This window comes from Magnetococcales bacterium, assembly GCA_015232395.1.
Classification (GTDB): Bacteria; Pseudomonadota; Magnetococcia; order Magnetococcales; family JADFZT01; genus JADFZT01.
Map to the genome: position 1 here is coordinate 1 of JADFZT010000066.1, position 17,255 is coordinate 17,255.

The 17,255-nt window shown below is 51.3% G+C and carries 15 protein-coding genes; 9 read left to right on the plus strand and 6 right to left on the minus strand.

Annotated elements, in window-relative coordinates:
- Positions 1-108: 108 nt before the first annotated feature.
- Positions 109-2,544 carry a hypothetical protein gene (locus HQL52_15630; protein MBF0370880.1) on the plus strand — a complete coding sequence of 812 codons (2,436 nt, stop codon included), beginning with the start codon at positions 109-111 and terminating at the stop codon, positions 2,542-2,544.
- Positions 2,545-3,221: 677 nt separating this feature from the next.
- Here the strand turns inward: HQL52_15630 and HQL52_15635 are convergent.
- Positions 3,222-3,398: a transposase gene (locus HQL52_15635; protein ID MBF0370881.1), complete on the minus strand. Its 177-nt coding sequence runs from the start codon at positions 3,396-3,398 to the stop codon at positions 3,222-3,224.
- 136 nt (positions 3,399-3,534) lie between these two features.
- Here HQL52_15635 and HQL52_15640 point away from each other — a divergent pair, with 136 nt between their 5' ends.
- The gene (locus HQL52_15640) at positions 3,535-3,792 is read left to right on the plus strand and encodes a hypothetical protein (protein ID MBF0370882.1); all 258 of its coding nucleotides are present in this window, start codon (positions 3,535-3,537) and stop codon (positions 3,790-3,792) included.
- A gap of 227 nt (positions 3,793-4,019) precedes the next feature.
- Here the strand turns inward: HQL52_15640 and HQL52_15645 are convergent, their stop codons facing one another.
- A complete protein-coding gene (locus HQL52_15645) occupies positions 4,020-5,243 on the minus strand; it encodes a hypothetical protein (GenBank protein MBF0370883.1) in 1,224 nt (407 codons plus the stop codon).
- A gap of 436 nt (positions 5,244-5,679) precedes the next feature.
- Here HQL52_15645 and HQL52_15650 point away from each other — a divergent pair, with 436 nt between their 5' ends.
- The 3 genes from HQL52_15650 (at position 5,680) to HQL52_15660 (ending at position 7,779) form a co-directional block, all read left to right on the plus strand.
- A complete protein-coding gene (locus tag HQL52_15650; GenBank protein MBF0370884.1) occupies positions 5,680-6,147 on the plus strand; it encodes a hypothetical protein in 468 nt (155 codons plus the stop codon).
- Positions 6,148-6,512: 365 nt separating this feature from the next.
- A complete protein-coding gene (locus HQL52_15655) occupies positions 6,513-7,304 on the plus strand; it encodes a DUF3750 domain-containing protein (protein MBF0370885.1) in 792 nt (263 codons plus the stop codon).
- Positions 7,305-7,368: 64 nt separating this feature from the next.
- Positions 7,369-7,779, plus strand: coding sequence for a hemerythrin family protein (locus tag HQL52_15660; protein MBF0370886.1), 411 nt, complete (start codon positions 7,369-7,371; stop codon positions 7,777-7,779).
- 75 nt (positions 7,780-7,854) lie between these two features.
- On the opposite strand, the gene HQL52_15665 is transcribed toward HQL52_15660, so the two are convergent.
- Positions 7,855-8,790 (minus strand): metallophosphoesterase, encoded by a 936-nt coding sequence (locus HQL52_15665; protein ID MBF0370887.1) that lies wholly within the window; start codon positions 8,788-8,790, stop codon positions 7,855-7,857.
- Between the two features lie 238 nt (positions 8,791-9,028).
- Here HQL52_15665 and HQL52_15670 point away from each other — a divergent pair, with 238 nt between their 5' ends.
- The 4 genes from HQL52_15670 to HQL52_15685 all read left to right on the plus strand — a co-directional run bounded on the left by HQL52_15670 (position 9,029) and on the right by HQL52_15685 (position 12,958).
- Positions 9,029-11,158, plus strand: coding sequence for a hypothetical protein (locus HQL52_15670; protein ID MBF0370888.1), 2,130 nt, complete (start codon positions 9,029-9,031; stop codon positions 11,156-11,158).
- Positions 11,155-11,949 carry a hypothetical protein gene (locus HQL52_15675; GenBank protein ID MBF0370889.1) on the plus strand — a complete coding sequence of 265 codons (795 nt, stop codon included), beginning with the start codon at positions 11,155-11,157 and terminating at the stop codon, positions 11,947-11,949. Before HQL52_15670 ends, HQL52_15675 begins: the two co-directional genes overlap by 4 nt.
- Before the next feature lie 195 nt (positions 11,950-12,144).
- Positions 12,145-12,321 (plus strand): hypothetical protein, encoded by a 177-nt coding sequence (locus HQL52_15680; protein ID MBF0370890.1) that lies wholly within the window; start codon positions 12,145-12,147, stop codon positions 12,319-12,321.
- Positions 12,322-12,400: 79 nt separating this feature from the next.
- On the plus strand, positions 12,401-12,958 hold the full coding sequence (locus HQL52_15685) for a MerR family transcriptional regulator (GenBank protein ID MBF0370891.1): 558 nt from the start codon (positions 12,401-12,403) through the stop codon (positions 12,956-12,958).
- Positions 12,959-13,004: 46 nt separating this feature from the next.
- On the opposite strand, the gene HQL52_15690 is transcribed toward HQL52_15685, so the two are convergent.
- The 3 genes from HQL52_15690 to HQL52_15700 all read right to left on the minus strand — a co-directional run bounded on the left by HQL52_15690 (position 13,005) and on the right by HQL52_15700 (position 17,218).
- The gene (locus HQL52_15690; GenBank protein MBF0370892.1) at positions 13,005-14,267 is read right to left on the minus strand and encodes a metallophosphoesterase; all 1,263 of its coding nucleotides are present in this window, start codon (positions 14,265-14,267) and stop codon (positions 13,005-13,007) included.
- Positions 14,268-14,402: 135 nt separating this feature from the next.
- Positions 14,403-16,238 carry an aspartate--tRNA ligase gene (gene aspS, locus HQL52_15695; GenBank protein MBF0370893.1) on the minus strand — a complete coding sequence of 612 codons (1,836 nt, stop codon included), beginning with the start codon at positions 16,236-16,238 and terminating at the stop codon, positions 14,403-14,405.
- Positions 16,235-17,218, minus strand: coding sequence for an SEC-C domain-containing protein (locus HQL52_15700; GenBank protein MBF0370894.1), 984 nt, complete (start codon positions 17,216-17,218; stop codon positions 16,235-16,237). The genes aspS and HQL52_15700 overlap by 4 nt, the downstream gene beginning before the upstream one ends.
- Positions 17,219-17,255 lie beyond the last annotated feature (37 nt).

Sequence of the window (17,255 nt, forward strand, 5' to 3'; positions counted from 1 at the left end):
CCGCCATTTAAAAACACTTCTAACCGGCATGTAGCAAAGTAGCAGAGACATGCTTGCATTGGGTGATCATCTAACCAATTTTATTTTTCATAATATCCAAGGTGCCCCATGGAAAATAACAACAAAAAATGTGATGTTATTTTAGTGACAGCAACAAAAACAGAAACGGGCGCTTTGCACAAGGAACTATCAAAATATACAAAACAAAAAAAGATACATCACAGCGATAAACTATCTTTTTGGGATTTTGGGACCATAAAAGAAGCAAGAGTGTATACAGTAGAGAGTGGGATGGGGTCTGGACAACTTGATGGATCCTATGCGACTATTTCAAAAGCTATTGAAGACATAGACCCAAAATATATTATCATGACTGGAATTGCATTTGGATTGAAAAGAGGTCTAGGGGAAATTCTTGTCTCACAACAGTTAAAAAACTATTCCTTACAGCGAGTTGGCCAAAACATTACATACAGAGGCGATATGGTCACGGCATCTGCTGTTCTTTTAAGTCGCCTAAAAGCAGCTAGAGATACTTTTTCTGAAACCAAAGTAACACACGGATTGCTTTTGAGTGGAGAATTTCTGGTTGACAACCAAGTCTTTCGAAATGAACTTATTCGTTGTTATCCAGAAGCACTTGGTGGTGAGATGGAGGGTGCAGGACTTTATGCTGCAGCTGAGCGATGGAAAAAAGAATGGGTTATTGTCAAGGCTGTAAGCGATTTTGGGGATGGAAACAAAAAGAAATCTAAACTTATTGAAAGAAAAAATCAAGAAAAAGCTGCTGAAAATGCATCAAAATTTGTTGTTCACACATTACTGCAAGGAGGATTCTCTTCCGGGGAGACATTTAAAAACACTTCTGGCAACAAAAATACAACCAATAAGTCAAGAAGATCTTTCCTGATAAATCTTTCAGTAGGTGCATTTCTTTCATACAATACAATTCGACACCTTGTCGAGCACTTCAAGAAACTTGATGAAATAAAGCCGAAACCAAGAAAGATTTATTTTTACCCAATTAAAAATCATGCACAATTTGATGATGTAAAGCGGCTGGATGATTTTTGCAGGGACAAATCAACAATAGTTACCCGTATTGTCCCAGAAATAACCTGGGGAAATGCGCTTGATTTTTTCGAAGAACGGTCTAGATCGGTGCTTTCAGCTGAGCCTAAATATGAAAGAACATTACATATTTTTGAGCTGGGAAGTTCTTGGGTGCACAAAGCAAATCACTTACTGAAACAACACAATGGATGCCTAGTTAATTTGGCCGCAATCATAGAAAAAGATGATTTCTTCAATCATTTTAATTTGGATGACATCGTCAGAATATCAAACAGCCATATGGAGGCATTAGCCATACCTTGGCATTTAGATGTTCGATGTTTTATTGTTAAACGAAAAGCTCTTGGAGGAATATCTGACAATAGTGTGGCTGCAATCATTAACAGCATTAAAAACCGTTCTAAACAGTATAGGACCATCCATCCTACCATAACTTCGAACATGTTTGGGCACAGATTCGAAGAATTGTGTCGAAACAAATATCTGAACAGCAACAAACCACACAATAAATTTTTATCAGGAGTAGGTGGGCATGAATGGTTGAATGTGGTTAGTGATTATTACGACCATGCTCATGAGAATGGGTTCTCTTTTGAAAAGGATTTTGATCAATATCGATCTGAATTTTATCAGGAAGGAAAATACCATGCAATTTATGATGGCATACCGCACATATCACAACTGAACACACTGCATGACAGAAATTTCAGTCGTGGAGCCCAGTCTGTTCGATTGCTTCCTATATATGACCAGACCAACAATTACGGAAAAACAATAAGATCTTTTCGTGGAGGGTCAGTTTTAGTTTTAGTTGCAAGCCCAGAAACTTCGATTCAACATGGTCTAGATTTGATTTGGAATCTTGCAACAGAATCGTCAATGACAAATAAAAATTCCTATTTTATACACAATTTCAAGACCCCAGCCTCTAAAAAATTAAGAAAAAAATGGGTTTCTTTTTTTCGAAAAGAAGGCGGATTTCAGGATGTTGCTGACATCGTAGAAAACAATTTTTCAGGTAAAATTGGTGGAGGCTTAATCTCAACTAGTAGTGATGAAGAAATCATCCGTTGTAATATTGCACGGATCTCATCTTCCTGTCCTGAGATGTTTTCAGGTGAACATAACAGGCAGTTTATTGTAGACTGGATTGACAACAAAAACCTTCTCAAGAAAAACATTAAAACTCCCCCAGTATACGAGATGCTTGTGCGAGAGTTCTTCAGAAGATCTAATGAAATTCCAGAAAAATTATTTTTAGAGCAAAACATGATAGCAAAAAAAATCAATCCTGAAAATCGAGTGGATGGAATGAAACAATATCTAGTCAATCACCTGCTCGACAACCCTAGATTTAACCCCCGATCTTTAAGAAACGAACTGAATATTGTCTTTCCTTTCGGAAAGGATCTTCTAGGAATTGATGATTTGCATACTCCATGGAAAAGATGGAATACAGTCCCTACCTGATTTCAGTGCAAACTTAAACGAGTGAGGTGGACCTCATGTCCAGGACAGAAATTCGAATGGATTAAGCTACACCTTGCCCGTTGAAAATGGCCGTTTGGTTTTCAGGCTTTGACTTTAAAATTTTTATAAATCGGTTTTTCACCATCACAAGGTGAAGGGGAGCATGGTTGTGGGAAACAGCTTTTTCGTTTTCCACAGCTATAGCGGGCGTTCCCCCTTTTCCATATGGCACTTTCTGGAGCACCTTCCTGAAAATTCAAACAGCCTTTTCAAGATGTTGTCCCGGAACTCCAAAGTAGATCTGATCTGGTGTCCGGTACCCCAGAGACTGGTGAACGGGATATCCCTGCTGCCGCAGACATACCACCATTTTCCGGGAGCCGTAATAAGGCATCTCCAGAAGTTGCCGGTTGATGAGCGTTATCAACTTGATCATTGAGAGGTGTTTCTATTTCTGAGGGTTTTGGTAGACCCAATGATCGACTGATCCCCAGCAGGCTGCACTGGCGAGCCACGCTGAGAGTCTTATTTCTACGCTCCACCATTTCCCGACGCCGAGGAGGGCTCAAGGCCCCAGCTTTCTGGATAAAAAACCCTTTTCCACGGTTAGTTGACCAATCTGTTTGTACAGCTCGCCAACCAATGCCTCCTGGTCCTTCTCAGCCCGATTACCACGGTCAAACAGACTGACGGCATTTTCCAGAAGTGCCTTTTTTCCAGCTGTGGATCATGGTGGCGTGAACGCCAAAACAGCTCGATAACTGAGCCGCCGTCTCCTCACCTTTCAGCGCCGCCAGTGCAACCTGCGTCTTGAACTCAGAACTATGCACTCTTCGCTTTCTTTTGATCATCATCGCTCCTCCTGGTTGAGGGCGAAGTGTCGCTTATCTGACTGTCTCAAATCTGGGGTCCATCATATGTCTGGCATGGAACCTGCTAATTCCCTCTTTAAGATCTAAAACAAATCCCTTTGGGAAGGAGCAAAACCCCATGAAGTCTCATCTGAACTCCAAGCAAGTAGACCTGGACAACCCCGAACCGGACACCCGGGTGTGGCGCCAGATGATCGAACATGGTCTAAAAACCGCCAACACCAGTGCCAACGACAGCCATAACGGTTCCCTCCAAGCGCAACAGGAAGCCCGAGTCTGGTTGACCGGTGAAGGGGACGTCTTCAAGCTCGTATGCGCCCTGGCTGGCATGACCCCCGACAAAGTCCGCAACGAAACCTACCGTTGGGCCGCTTAAGGGGTCTCACAGGGGGGCATCAGGTGCGCTGCCCCACCAACCCCTGCCCCCTGTGAGCCTGAGCCACTCTACCCCCAAATCTTTCCCTCTGAACCTGATCCAAATGCGATGTGACCCTTTGGACAGGGGGCTCAGGTTTGCCGATGCCCCAACCAGCCACTGACAAACCTGATTTTGCCCACCCCCCTCGCACCACAACCGCATATCATACCACCCCCAAGCCCCCCTCAATCCGTACTGCGTCGGCCGTATTGACGTGAGCCCGACGCATCCTTTGCTGGAATAAACTGGCCATTGGGCCAGGAAGGGGTATTGACCGGTTCTCCCAGATCAGCTGCCACCAATCGATTGCGCACATCCAGCAGTCGCTCCATCAAGGCGGGCTCTGCCTGGGCATAGGCCTGCTCGTCCGGAACACGCTTGACCACGATCCCCAACAGCTCGGTAATGGCATTCCCCACTGAATTTTGACTGATGGTGACAATCAGGCGATCGGCACAATCCCGATAAATCAGCTGTTTATAGGCGGGACGCCAGCGAATTTCATTGGCAAAGCGGGGATCTTCCAACACCCGGAGCCGAACCATGCGGGCCGCACTCATGAAAGTGTTGTTGAAAAGCAGAACGTTTTCCACCTGATCCGGAAAGCTGGCCCCATCAGGCACCGCCACGGCATTGGCGGAAACCTGGGAAAAAAAGGTCCGGTAAAAATCGAGAAACCCCCGCAGCACCATATCGTACTCCTCCCAAAAGCGGGCGGTCTTCAGCGCCTCTGCACCACCCTTCACCTCCCAACTGGGCAATCCTTGGGGAAATCCGGTGATCTTAAGGCGCGAATCATCGGTGGCGATGGGGACAAGAACTTCCAGATTCAACACCTCCAGAAAACGATGGTAAACCTCGCTCAATAGATGCAGAAAAAGCCCGTTGTGGCCACTGTCATCCAGATTGGGATCTTCCGGATCAGCCATCTTGGCGTTGATCAGATCCTGATTCTTATAGACAATAAAATGATTGTGGATCATGCGAATGCTGGGAACCCCCCGCTTGCTCAAAGGCCAGGTGGCATCCAGGCTCGCCTCCCCGCAAAAGACCAACGCCTTGTCCGGATCGGGATATTTTTCCAACATCGCTTCAAACACCACCTGGGTCATCCGGGACCAGATAATCTTTTCCCGCTGGGTCAGTTGATCCCGTCGCACCGGGCGTCCCAAGGGATCAAGTACCCGTTGGGAGGTATCCAAAATGATGGAGGCGTCAAACTCCAGACTGTGGCCGATGGCCTTGCGATAGAGCAAAAAATCCTCTGCGGTCCTGACCAAACCATTTTCCCCGGCCAGATGGCGCAGGTTGGTGGCACTGTTAAAAAATTCCACCGGGGTCATCCCTTCGGGGATGTTCAAGGGAATCTTGCGGTGGGGAACCCGGATCTCGCGGGGGGCACTTTTCATTTGTTTTCCTGTTTGATCAAAAGGTTGGCAGAGGATTATCAAACATTGCCCAAAACCGGCTGCCGAAATATCGGTAAATTTTCCCAGAATTGAACCTGGACAGGGCAAAAGGAGAATGTGTGGAATCTTTGGCGGCGGGTACTGTCCAAAGCCGACTAAAGAGACAAAACGGGTAACACGGCTCACCATTTTGTTAAAGTTTTCCAGTAGCTAAGACAGATAGCCGACAAAATGGTTCCCCTGTTTTTACCTCATTTTTTTCACTTGCAATTCATGAAATCCCCTGTATATTAGCATTTAATAATATTCGAATATTCACCGTGCCTCATTTTTTTTTTGCTCTTGTGCGCCAACAGTGACATCGTAGGCTAGCAAGAAAATAGACGGATTCTTTACGTTCATTATTGTTTAGACTTAAACCTTACAGGAGAAAATCATGAAGAAAACTCTCGGTGTACTGGCTGTTGCAGCCCTCTTGGGCAGTGCTATGCTGTTGACCACTAGCGAGGCTTCCGCTTGGGGTTGGGGTGGACCTGGTGGTTGGAACAATGGTCCCTACAACAACAATAACTGGGGCAACAGCAACAACTGGGGCAACAACTGGGGCAACAACGGCTACGGCAACGGCTCCGGCAACGGTCGCGCCAACGGCAACTTCAACTTCGGCATGGGCGGCGACGTGGCTGGCTCCGGCACTGGCAACAACGCCTGGAACGGCAACAATGCCTGGAATAACAACAACGGCTGGAACAACGGCTGGAACAACGGCTACTACGGCGCCCCCTATGGCGGCTATCCTTACGGTGGCGGTTATGGTGCCCCTTACGGTGCCCCCCCAGCCTACGGTACCCCCTGGGGCGCTCCTCCTCCGGCCGCACCGGCTGAAGAGGCTGCCGCAGAATAAGCCTTCCGGCTTATGATCGAAAAAAGCAGGCCTTCCGGCTTGCGATCGAAAAAAGGGGTAGAGCCTTTGGCTTTGCCCCTTTTTTTTTCTGTCGTGGTTGATCTTGCATCATTGGCTTTTTTTTCAGCTGGAATAAATCCTGTTTTCCCCAAACAAACCAGACCCTCTTTCCCTGTCGCTATCATCTGACCCTCTCTTTCCATACTCTCCCTGTCACTCTTTTTTACCCCCCTGGTCGCTATTGTCCTCTGACCTCCCCCACTGTTTTATGCCCGAATCATTGCTTTCCTTTCGTCATGCGGCCTATTTTATCGAAATGAATCAGGCATCCCCACTCTGATCAACCCGATATCCCTTCGGCCACCATGTCCCTGCGCACACTCCTGATTTTGGGTGTTTTTTTGATTCCGGCCATCATTCTGGTGGCGACGGGAGAAGTTCGTTTTGGGCTCAATTGGCGCACCGCAGACCGCAGCAGCGCCGGGATCGCTCCCCTTCCCCAAGAAATCCCTGAAGCACTGGTGCAGCTTTATGCCGCCCGGGCCTTCAGCTGGCGGGGCTTGTTTGGGGTACATACCTGGATCGCCATCAAGGAAAAGCAGGCCGATCACTATGTGGTGCTACAAGTGGTCGGCTGGCGGAGCTGGCGAGGATTGCCGGTGGTGGTGGTCCAGGAGGATGTTCCCGACCGGTTGTGGTTTGCCGCAAGACCTACTCTGCTTAATCAGCTCTGTGGCCCGAAAGCGGAACGGGCCATTCCCAAAATTTTGGCAGCAGCCCAAAGCTATCCCCATCCCGACACCTATCGCCTCTTTCCAGGCCCCAACTCCAATACCTTCATCGCCCATATTTTGCGACAAGTGCCAGAGCTTCCCCTCAACCTTCCAGCCACCGCCATCGGCAAGGATTATCTCCCGGAAGGGGCACTCATGGCTGCACCCTCCACCAAAGGGGGGATGCAATTTTCTCTGTTGGGGTTGGCTGGAATCGCTTGGGGACCAGAACTGGGGGTTGAGGTCCACTTTATGGGAATTTCCCTGGGGCTGACACACCATCCCCCAGGTATACGGCTGCCTTTTTTCGGTCAGCTGGGCCAGGCCCCCAGCTATTGTCAGCCCAAACGCTCCGCTGAGAAAGTCACCATAAACCCTGGTTGACATCTCAGAGCCGAATGGGCAAAGCTGCTCTGACCTTTCCTTCCTGAATCAAAAAGGCCTTCCCATGATGGATCTTTACAACTGGAACGATGCCTGGAATACCGGTCATGCCCAAATCGATCAGCAGCACTATAAAATTTTCCTGATGTTCCGGGTGCTTAACGACGCCTGGGATTGCGGATTTGGTGGTTCGGTGGTCGATGCCTTAAGTGAGGAACTGACAGCCTATGCCGAAGAACATTTCAGCTTTGAGGAAAAGGTATTGGCAGAGGCTGGCTATCCTGATCTGCCCCACCATCAGGAGACACACGCCCAGCTTAAAGAGCAGGTTCAGCAGTTTCGGGCGCAGTTGGCTGAAACCACTGACCGGGAAGCCCTCAGCTACGATTTTGGCAATTTTTTAAAAAAATGGCTCATTGAGCACATCATTGAGGAGGATCAAAAATATGCACCCACTCTGTATAAATCCCCCTGATGAGCCCCCTCGCCATCCGCTTCGGCTGGATTGCCCAGCACCTGCCACCTGCTGAAGTGGTCCCGAAAGCCTCCCTCAATCAGTCACACGGAAAGCATCCGTCACTTCGAACTCCTTGGTTTCAGGATCAAAACGAACCATCTCTCCCAATATATGCCGTGGGGTGATCGTGAAGCGCATATAGTGATAATTGGCTTCGGGGCCATAGTAGAGATCATCCGCCAAGCGGTTGTGAATCACGTTGGGAGGAGAGCCACCACCACCGCTCACTACATAATGGATGCCCAACCTTTCGAACCGTTCATAGTTGTGGATATGGCCGGAGAGCACCATATCCACCTGCTGATCCTCCCCAGCTGCCAAATTGGCAAAAAAGGCGAAAAGGGTTTTCTTCCAAGGCCAACTTTTAAAGCCCATACCGCTCACCGGGGGATAGTGCACCCCCACCAGACGAAAACGCCCTTCCTTCGGGGTTTGCAGTATTTTTTCAAGCCAGCGATGCTGCGCCCCACCCTCCTCAAGCCCCAACTCCCCATCCAACGCCAATAGTTCCAAAGGGCCACAGGTATAGCGATACCAGCTGGAGCCATTGAGTTCTGGAAAACGTTCAAAAAAAGGCTCCAAGGGGGTTTCATTGAGCCAGGATTCGGTAAAATATTCGTGGTTGCCCACCACCGGTAGAAAGGGAATTCCCGCCTGGAGAATACGTCCCTCTTCCCGATCAAAGCGTTGCCAAAAATCAGCAGTCGAAGCAGGGACCATATCCCCCAGATGAATGAACAGGTCCGGCTCCTCCTCCAGAACAGCCTCCAGGATACGGTATTTGGCATCGGTGTTGGGACGCCTGGAGTCTCCCAGAGCGATCACCTGCAAAAGAGAGTTTGCTTGATTGTTTTTGCAGGAAAGGGAAGGTGGGTTTTCCTGGGCCATGAGAAAACCAGGCTCCAAACCCCAACCGGAACCCCAAAAAAACAGGCCAAAAATGGCGATGAAACCGAGAAGACGCATCATTCACCGTCCTTTTAAAAATGTACGATATGTTCCACTATATCCCTTCTTGGGGAGGATGGGATATGTTTTTACATCAATGATGATAACCTGAACACCCAAGCCATCACACCAGCTCCTCCGAGTTCCCATACCACAACGGAGCGTAAACAGGCAACGGCGTATCAGGATAGGCTATGGCTTCCCGGGACTGAGCAATCCTGCTGTTCTGGATGATGATAGAATACAGGAATTTGGAATCATGCCGAAAATTAAACACAGACATTTTTTGATTTTCCTGCTCCTGCTCTTGGGGGGGGGCAGCCAGATATTTGTCGGATCGGACCATTTTTTACGCTCCCTCTGGCCAGCAAACCAACAGGTTATTGCCCTCTCTGCCGACCACCTGCCAATAAGCCACCTCACAGGGAGCAGCTACCGATTTGATCTGGCCAGCTTATCCCAGCATCAACCCTTTTTTTCCATAGATGCCCGACTCGCCAATCAGGTTCCCGAGCATCTCACCCGGGATCATGCCGGAGGGGGGTGGGAAGTGTGGGAGGATGGCACCAGACTCGTCTCAGTGGATCTACCTCGGGATTCCGAAGTCATTCATGGGGTGTATCATCTTGGGGAAAATGCTCTCATACTTTCCGCTTCCGACGGCAGCAATCCGGGTCAAAATGGTCGGAGCTATCTCCTGCAGAGGCAGCTTTTGCAACCCTGGCACGGCTGGGATCCTCACTGGATCAATAAGATATCCCTGTTTGGGGTTATAGCAAGCGTTTTATGCCTCACCGGGGCCGCTCTGCTGGCAGGTTTCAGATGGGAGGTTTCCTTTGGCAGAGTGCTCTTCGTCTGGCTTCTGCTCACCCTTATCACAGCACTGGTGATTCAGCAGATTCCCCACCTTAACCGCTTCAAGATTCAACCCGACTCCTACTCCTATACCCACTATCCCATGGACCGGGACAGCTATCGGGGGCCGGGAAGCTACTATTTCATGCAGTTGGTGGCCCATCCGTTGGAGACCAAAAAGGCGGTTAACCGTTATCGCCTGGAAAACAAGCTCTACCTGCCGATATGGGGGGATTGGTCTCATCCTCTGGTTCGGGTGGCTGCTCTTCAACGGCTGGCGCTGGTGGTCGCCTATCTTTTTGTTTTTTATGCTTTATCCAGCTGGATTCCGCCCCCCATGGCCTCTTTGTTGGTGCTGGGTTTGGCGTTTCAAAACAAGAATGTGACCGGCGCATGGGATTTTCCTTTTCCCTTCTGGCTGCTGCTGCCTGGGGGACTGCTCTTTTTGGTGTTTTGGAGAAGGTCAAAGGGGCCCATCCATTCCCCTTCAAGCGCTCCCACCCCTGTCCCCGGCTCCATCCAGCCCCTGTTTCCCCTGGTTGTCCTGATAGCGGGGCTCTCTCTGATTTTACCTGAGGTGTGGCAAGCCCTCTGGCATGGCATGTTCAGCACCCGTCTCATCGATTTTGTCGCCTCGGAACCCCTCTCTATGGTATGCAATCTGGCCTTGGCGGGGCTCTTTGCGCTCTTTCTCAGGGAATTTCAGCCTCGCTATCTCCTGGCCATGGCAGCCCTCGCCAGCCTCGCCTATCTCACCCGTCCAGCAGAGGTTTTTACCTTTGGCTTGGTGGGGATTGCGGGCTTGGTGGGGATTGCGCAACGGGGCTGGCGACTTTTCTTGCCCATACTCATTGCCTGCGGGGTTTTGATTGTCGCCATCACCCAGGGATTTCTACAAGCCAAGCATTTAAAAACCGGCGCCCCCCCGGTAATGGCCAATCGGCACATGGCCCTGGCCTACTCCGCCCTACAGATTGCCGAACCCGAAGATATCGCCCTGATGCCGGATGAAAAAAGCCGGATTTTTTTCCAGGAAATCATGGCGGCCAAGGCGGATTTTAAAAAGGCCAACCCCCACCTCACCGAAGATTGGCAGTTCCTGCAACCCAACAAATATCGGATCATCGTCCCCACTCTGATCAAGCTGGAGGATGGACGTAACCTGCACTCCCCGCTACCAGGCCAGTTTGCCTTGCCCATCATCCATCAACATTGGGATCGCTTCGCTGCCATGATGTGGAACACTTGGCAGGATATTTTTTCGGCGAAATATTCCCAAACCATTCGCTTTTTTGGCTTTTGGCCTCTGTTGGCGGGATGCTTGATGTTGGCAATCACCGTCGGGGGACGGGAGACGCTATTGGCCTGGTTCATGATTTTGGGCCACATGGGCCACATGGTGGTGGTGTCCGCTTTTGCTACCCCGGGGGGAACTTACGTTCACCCCACAGAATTTTTATTTGTCTCGGGACTTTTCGTGCTGGCGGTAGCTGGGTTCAGGACATTTTTCACCAAGCTCAGGAGCCTCTCATGATCCCCTCTGGCGACACCATGGCAAGGCCCGGAGCAGGCCGCCTGCTGATGCTGTTGGGCCTGCTGCTGCTAATGCTCAACCTCACCGGGCTGTTTCATTATCGCACCATTGATCCCAAACAATCCGGGCTCAAGGAAAATGATCCCACCCCCCTCTCCGAAGCCGACTTTTGGCAGCGTTCCAAAAAGCTGACCGACGAATCCCCCGAGGCCTTTGCCAAGCGTCTCACCGCCCTGGTGGAGTCCCGGATCATTCAGGTCTCCTCCTCCAGGACCAAACCCACTCTCACGGAAAACTGGATTCTATGGGGGGTGAGTCACTATCTGGGATTTTATGAATGGATTGACACTCAAAAGGCGATCCGCCTGGGGGGAGGGCTTTGCTCCCAACATGCCATTGTCTTCAATAACATTCTGGAACAAAATGGCATTCCCAGCCGGATATTGGCTCTGGATGGGCACGTCCTGAACGAAGTGCGCTATAGGGGAGAGTGGCACGTCCACGATCCCAGCTTTAACGTCCTTTTCAGTCGCTCCTTCGAAGCCCTGCATCAGGATGGAGAGCGGGTTTACGACACCTACACCCAAGCCGGTCTCTCCCCCTTCGATGCCAACCTCCTCAGACAAGCCTTCCAACACCCTGTTGAAAATCCCTACTTCGATACCTCCCGGGACTATTCCGCTAAACGCCACCTGGCAGAAAAACTATCGGTTTGGCTCATTTGGCTAACGCCTATCCTGTTGATTTTGTCAGGTTGGATGCTGGAAAAGAAAACACGGCTCAGGGCTTGAGAAAAAATGGATGATTCGGAAGCGGCCCCCCCCTTTTAGGGGTAGCGCCAGTGCCCACTCCCAGAACCCATCCAGCAAAAAACCTTCCATCCATAAAATAAGATTTGACCCGACCATAACTTCACAGTTCAAGCTGTCGTTCATGGGATGGCCACCCCCTACCCTTTTCATTTGAAATTCAGCCAGGAGATCAACATGCAGACCATGAACAAAGAACAGTGGATCGATATCTTCAAAGAGACCGGTCTTGATGAGGCTCAGATGAAACGCTGGCATCAGGTGTTTGAAAAACAGCAGCCCGAAGGTCATCAAGCTTTTTTGGAGTGGCTGGGAATCTCCCCGGATGAGATTCACCAGATTCGCAACGCCTAAAGCAGCTCGTCAGCCAAGCTTTGGGTGGCTCCTTCCGGGGGGCCACCCAATCCTTTCCACCACAACCGGAGCGTTGTTCATGTGGACCATCGGCCAGTTGGCAAAGCGCTTTCACCTCTCCCGCTCTACCCTGCTCTATTACGACAGACAAGGCGTGCTTAAACCTTCCGGTCGCACTCCCAGCGGCTATCGCCTTTATGAGCCGTCCGATCTTAAAAAACTGGAGCGCATCGTCCTCCTACGGGAGGCAGGGCTACCGCTGAAAACCATCGCTACCTTGTTAATACCCACCAGCAACACCCTTGAAGCGGCTCTGGAGGAACGTTTAAACCAACTCAATCAAGAGATCAGCCACCTGCGAGGTCAGCAGCAGGTGATCGCCTCTCTGCTACAAAAAGGGGATATCAAAAAACGCTCCCGGATCATTACCAAGTCGGGGTGGGTCGCGCTGTTGGCAGGGGTGGGGCTGGATGAAGCGGGCATGAGGAAATGGCACGCTCTGTTTGAAAAAAGCGCGCCGGAAGCCCATCAGGATTTTTTGGAATCCCTGGGCATTCCTGCAGAAGAGGTCAGCACTATCCGAGAATGGTCCCAGGCGCTTGCTCTCAAGGAAAACCAAACCCTTCCGGATGGTTGAATCTAAATCCGGATGATGGAGCCACCACATCGGGGGGCGGTCGTCCTTACATGCCGATCAACTTGCGGATTTTTTTACGAAAGCGTCGCTCCCCCCCGGCCCAGTAAAGCTCCCGAAGGTTGACGAAGAGAAAATTGCCATTTTTATCGACGATAGCCGCGCCCAGACCTGTTTTTTTGACGGCGTTGTCGTTGTTGATGATGCGGATGCCAGGCACTTCGATCTTCAGCTCATCATCCACCTGGGCCAAAACGTTGGGACGGTGGCCGTGGATGATGGTTTTGATATCCAGCTCCTGCAAAAGCCGACTGATTTTAAAGCCTTTTTTTTCGCCATCCTCACAGGGGTGGATATAATATTGTCGGACCTTGCGGATATCCCCCACCAGTTCCAGACCCGCCTCATCCTTGAATAAGGCGTAACGCCCCTCCACAAACGCCTTGCGAAACCGTTTATTGAAGGCGTTGAGCCCTTTTTTTTCATCCTTGATCTGTTTCAGCAGCCGCAACAGCCCAAAGGTGGGATAACCGTGAAGATAGAGGGTGCCGTTGGCAAAAAACATGAAATCCTGGCGACGGATAAACGCGAGCTGATTTTTGTGCAAGCGGTTTTTGCGCCCTTCATGCTGCTTTTTCAGAAGCTCCACCTCGTGGTTGCCATAGAGCATGATCACTTCACAGCTCTTGGGGGCATTTTCCTGGAGGGCCTGAAAAAAATCGGCTACCCGGGGTTCCGGGTTCCACTTGTTGAGCCAATCTCCGGTGTGAATAATGCGGACATTTCTGGCTTGGTTTCGCCAGTGGCCCTTTTTGTCACAGATACCCGCAATCCAGAGGGAATATTTGACTGATTTGAGGTCGTTGTCGGTATCGGAAAGAACCACCGTCACCCGAGGAGGGATATCCTTTGATTGGGCCTCTAGCTGGGCAAGCTCTTTTTTCTTCCGGGCCCGTTCCTTTTTTTTGCGGGAACGCTTCTCTTTGTCCCGCTTGATCCTCTCCCGCACCCGAGCCAGGAGTTCCTGTCCGTGGGTTAAAAGTTCCAGATCGGGAGAAGCCTCCGGCTGATCCAGAAAATCCTTGACCACGTCATGATGAACCCCGGCCTGATCATGATACATCAGGGGTTCCGATATCGGAGAAGGGTTGGCCTGCCCATCCTTGGCAAGCGCCTTCCCTCCTGGAGATGAGTTCTCCAAGGCTTGATCCGCTACTTCCGAAAGCTCTCCGATCGATTCCTGGGATTCCGCCACCATTTCCCGAGAGGAAAGTATTTTTTTCTGATCCGCCTTGTCCACCGATTCTCCCATGCTTGTACTGGCTGGCTCCCACTCCAGAAGCCGCACACACCCCTTCGCCAGGGAGAGCTGAAACAGCCCCTCCTGGGCTCATTCCCACTCTCCCCCATCTTTACTCAGGTGAGACAGTCCACCCAAAGTTCCTGCTTATTCGGCTTTTTTTTCTTCCTTGGGCCGGAAGGTAGAGCGCAGATAAAGCTCCCGCATCTGCAGATGGCCCACCCCGGATGGGGCCTGGGTCAGGGAGCAGACCGCTTTTTGGGTCTTGGGGAAGGCGATCACATCGCGTATGGACTCCACCCCCAGAAGAATGGCCACCAGCCGGTCCAATCCCAAGGCCAATCCACCGTGGGGAGGTGCACCATACTCCAAAGCATTCAGCAAGAAGCCAAATTTTCCTTCTGCTTCAGCGGCATCGATATTTAAAAGCTCCAACATGCGGCGCTGCTGGTTGGGGTCGTGAATACGGATGGAGCCTCCACCCACCTCGGTGCCGTTCAACACCAAGTCGTAAGCTTGAGAGCGAATATGGGTCAAGGCTTCCTCATTATTCTCAGGGGAATCCTTTTCCAGTTTTTCCATGTCCGACTTCAAAGGCGCGGTAAAGGGGTGATGGACCGCCACATGACGCCTGGCGTCGTTATCCCAATCCAGAAGCGGAAAGTCGGTGACCCAAACGAAGGAGAATGGAGTATCCGCCACCAGATTCAGATCCTGCCCCACCTTAACCCGTAAGCGGCCCAACGCTTCGTTGACGACGCTGAGCTTATCCGCGCCGAAAAAAATGAGATCGCCGTTTTCAGCCCCGGTTTGGGTACGAATCGCCTCTTTTTCCTCATCAGAGAAAAATTTAACGATGGGAGATTGCCATCCCCCCTCCTGCCAGGGGGCATTCACCTTGATCCAAGCCAACCCTTTGGCCCCGAAGATACTGACATATTCGGTATATTCATCGATCAACTTGCGGGTCAACTTGGCACCGCCCGGCACCCGCAGGGCCTTGACCGCACCGTGCTCGTTGCCGGGTCCGGTGAGGTTGGCCATTTTGGCAAACACCTTGAATCCGGTGTTTTTCATCGCCTCCGTCAGGTTGGTCAGCTCCATCCCGATCCGCACATCCGGGGCGTCCAGACCATATTTATCCATCGCCTCAGCGTAGGTAAGACGGGGAATAGGCAAGGAAAGTTCCTGCCCCATAAGATCGGTGAAGAGCTTGCCGACCAATCCTTCGGTAGTGGACATGACATCATCCGACTCCACGAAGGACATTTCCAGATCCACCTGGGTGAATTCCGGCTGCCGATCAGCCCGGAGATCTTCATCCCGAAAACAGCGGGTAATCTGAAAATAGCGGTCGAAACCCGAAACCATCAGCAGCTGTTTGAAGAGCTGGGGAGATTGGGGCAGCGCAAAAAATTGCCCCGGATTGACCCGGGAGGGGACCAGATAATCCCGGGCCCCTTCCGGCGTGGAGCGGGTGAGTATCGGCGTTTCGATCTCCAAAAAGCCCGATTCGTCCAGATAGCGACGAATGGCCTGCATCACCCGATGGCGAAAGATGAGATTATGCTGCATCGCCGGTCGCCTGAGATCCAGGTGACGATGGGTCAGTCGGGTTCCCTCGCCCACCCCCTCTTCATCCAGCTGAAAGGGAATCGCCTTGGCAGCGTTGAGGATTTCCAGCCGATCCACATTCACTTCGATCATGCCGGTATCGAGGTTGGGATTCTGGGTCTCTCCAGGACGCTGGGTCACCAGCCCCTCCACCCGAATAACAAATTCAGAGCGCAACACATGGGCCTGACTGTGAATTTCAGGATTGCGTTCCGGACTGAAGACCACCTGAACCAGACCGGTACGATCCCGTAGATCCACAAAAATCACCCCGCCATGATCCCGGCGGCGATTGACCCAACCGCAGAGGGTGACCCTTTTGTCGATTTCAGCTTCCCGAACGTCGTTACAGTAGTGGGACCGACTCATGAAGCAGCTCCACTCTCATCTCCGGCAGCCACACCCTCTTCCGCTTCATCACCGACAGGTTGGCGGTTTTTGACCTGCTGTAGCCCCTCGGAAACCAGCTGGGTCATGTAGGCCCGCTCCTCATCCCGGAACTGATCGCTCAAGGTCAGAGCCTTCTGGTAGCACTCTTCAGCCCCTTCCCACTGTTCCATATAGTGCAGGAGCAACCCCTTGAGATAGTGGTTGAAGGGGTTGTTGGGGGCGGTTTCCAGGGCCACTTCCACCCAGGTTTGGGCGTTGTCGGGGTCTCCCTGGTCCAGATAGTATGCGGCCAGTTTTTGAGCCACCTGCCACGCCTTCACCTTACGGGCGGCGTCATATTCATCCATCAGGAACTGCTCAGCCTCCGGGGGCCTGCCTGCTTCCACCAACCACTCTGCATAACGGGCTATCCAATAATCAAAGAGGATGTGCGGATCTTCCCGTTCTCCATCCAGAACGCCCTTGAGCAGCTCCATGGCACGATCCACCTGGCCGGTACGGTGATAGACCCCAGCCATTTCGGTGATGGCCAAGGGGGAAGCCTTCTCCAGGGGCACGGTATCGAGGGCTTCCAGAGGCAAGCGGTGAATCAGCTGGGCTACGGACATGGCTCGGATGGCCGGAGTCGGCGAGCCGATTTTCCAATCGACGGCCTCTTCCTTATCCAGATGGCACTGTTTATATTTTTTTCCGGATTGGCAGGGGCAGGGATCGTTGCGACCGATTTTTGGTACCGGCGTATCCCGTTTGGCCCGGGAGGCAAAGCCCAATTCCACACGAGGGGCCATATCGGTCAGGCGCTCGGCAAAATAGAGATACCACTTGCGGAATGGATGAGCTGAAACGTCATCCTCTCCCGCCAGCCATTGGGCCAACCCTTCCAAATCGTTATTGAGGGCGGCCATGACCAGCCCCTCGGCAAATACCCCTGGTTCGTTAAGATCTTTGGCTGAACCCACGGCGGGCGGCTCCTTTCCGGCGATTGGTGAAAAGATA

What these genes read in the sequence shown, in the direction of transcription:
- HQL52_15630 (MBF0370880.1), top strand. Translation starts at nt 109, where the DNA reads ATGGAAAATAACAACAAAAAATGTGATGTTATTTTAGTGACAGCAACA.
- HQL52_15635 (MBF0370881.1), bottom strand. Translation starts at nt 3,398, where the DNA reads ATGATGATCAAAAGAAAGCGAAGAGTGCATAGTTCTGAGTTCAAGACG.
- HQL52_15640 (MBF0370882.1), top strand. Translation starts at nt 3,535, where the DNA reads ATGAAGTCTCATCTGAACTCCAAGCAAGTAGACCTGGACAACCCCGAA.
- HQL52_15645 (MBF0370883.1), bottom strand. Translation starts at nt 5,243, where the DNA reads ATGAAAAGTGCCCCCCGCGAGATCCGGGTTCCCCACCGCAAGATTCCC.
- HQL52_15650 (MBF0370884.1), top strand. Translation starts at nt 5,680, where the DNA reads ATGAAGAAAACTCTCGGTGTACTGGCTGTTGCAGCCCTCTTGGGCAGT.
- HQL52_15655 (MBF0370885.1), top strand. Translation starts at nt 6,513, where the DNA reads ATGTCCCTGCGCACACTCCTGATTTTGGGTGTTTTTTTGATTCCGGCC.
- HQL52_15660 (MBF0370886.1), top strand. Translation starts at nt 7,369, where the DNA reads ATGATGGATCTTTACAACTGGAACGATGCCTGGAATACCGGTCATGCC.
- HQL52_15665 (MBF0370887.1), bottom strand. Translation starts at nt 8,790, where the DNA reads ATGATGCGTCTTCTCGGTTTCATCGCCATTTTTGGCCTGTTTTTTTGG.
- HQL52_15670 (MBF0370888.1), top strand. Translation starts at nt 9,029, where the DNA reads ATGCCGAAAATTAAACACAGACATTTTTTGATTTTCCTGCTCCTGCTC.
- HQL52_15675 (MBF0370889.1), top strand. Translation starts at nt 11,155, where the DNA reads ATGATCCCCTCTGGCGACACCATGGCAAGGCCCGGAGCAGGCCGCCTG.
- HQL52_15680 (MBF0370890.1), top strand. Translation starts at nt 12,145, where the DNA reads ATGCAGACCATGAACAAAGAACAGTGGATCGATATCTTCAAAGAGACC.
- HQL52_15685 (MBF0370891.1), top strand. Translation starts at nt 12,401, where the DNA reads ATGTGGACCATCGGCCAGTTGGCAAAGCGCTTTCACCTCTCCCGCTCT.
- HQL52_15690 (MBF0370892.1), bottom strand. Translation starts at nt 14,267, where the DNA reads ATGGGAGAATCGGTGGACAAGGCGGATCAGAAAAAAATACTTTCCTCT.
- aspS (MBF0370893.1), bottom strand. Translation starts at nt 16,238, where the DNA reads ATGAGTCGGTCCCACTACTGTAACGACGTTCGGGAAGCTGAAATCGAC.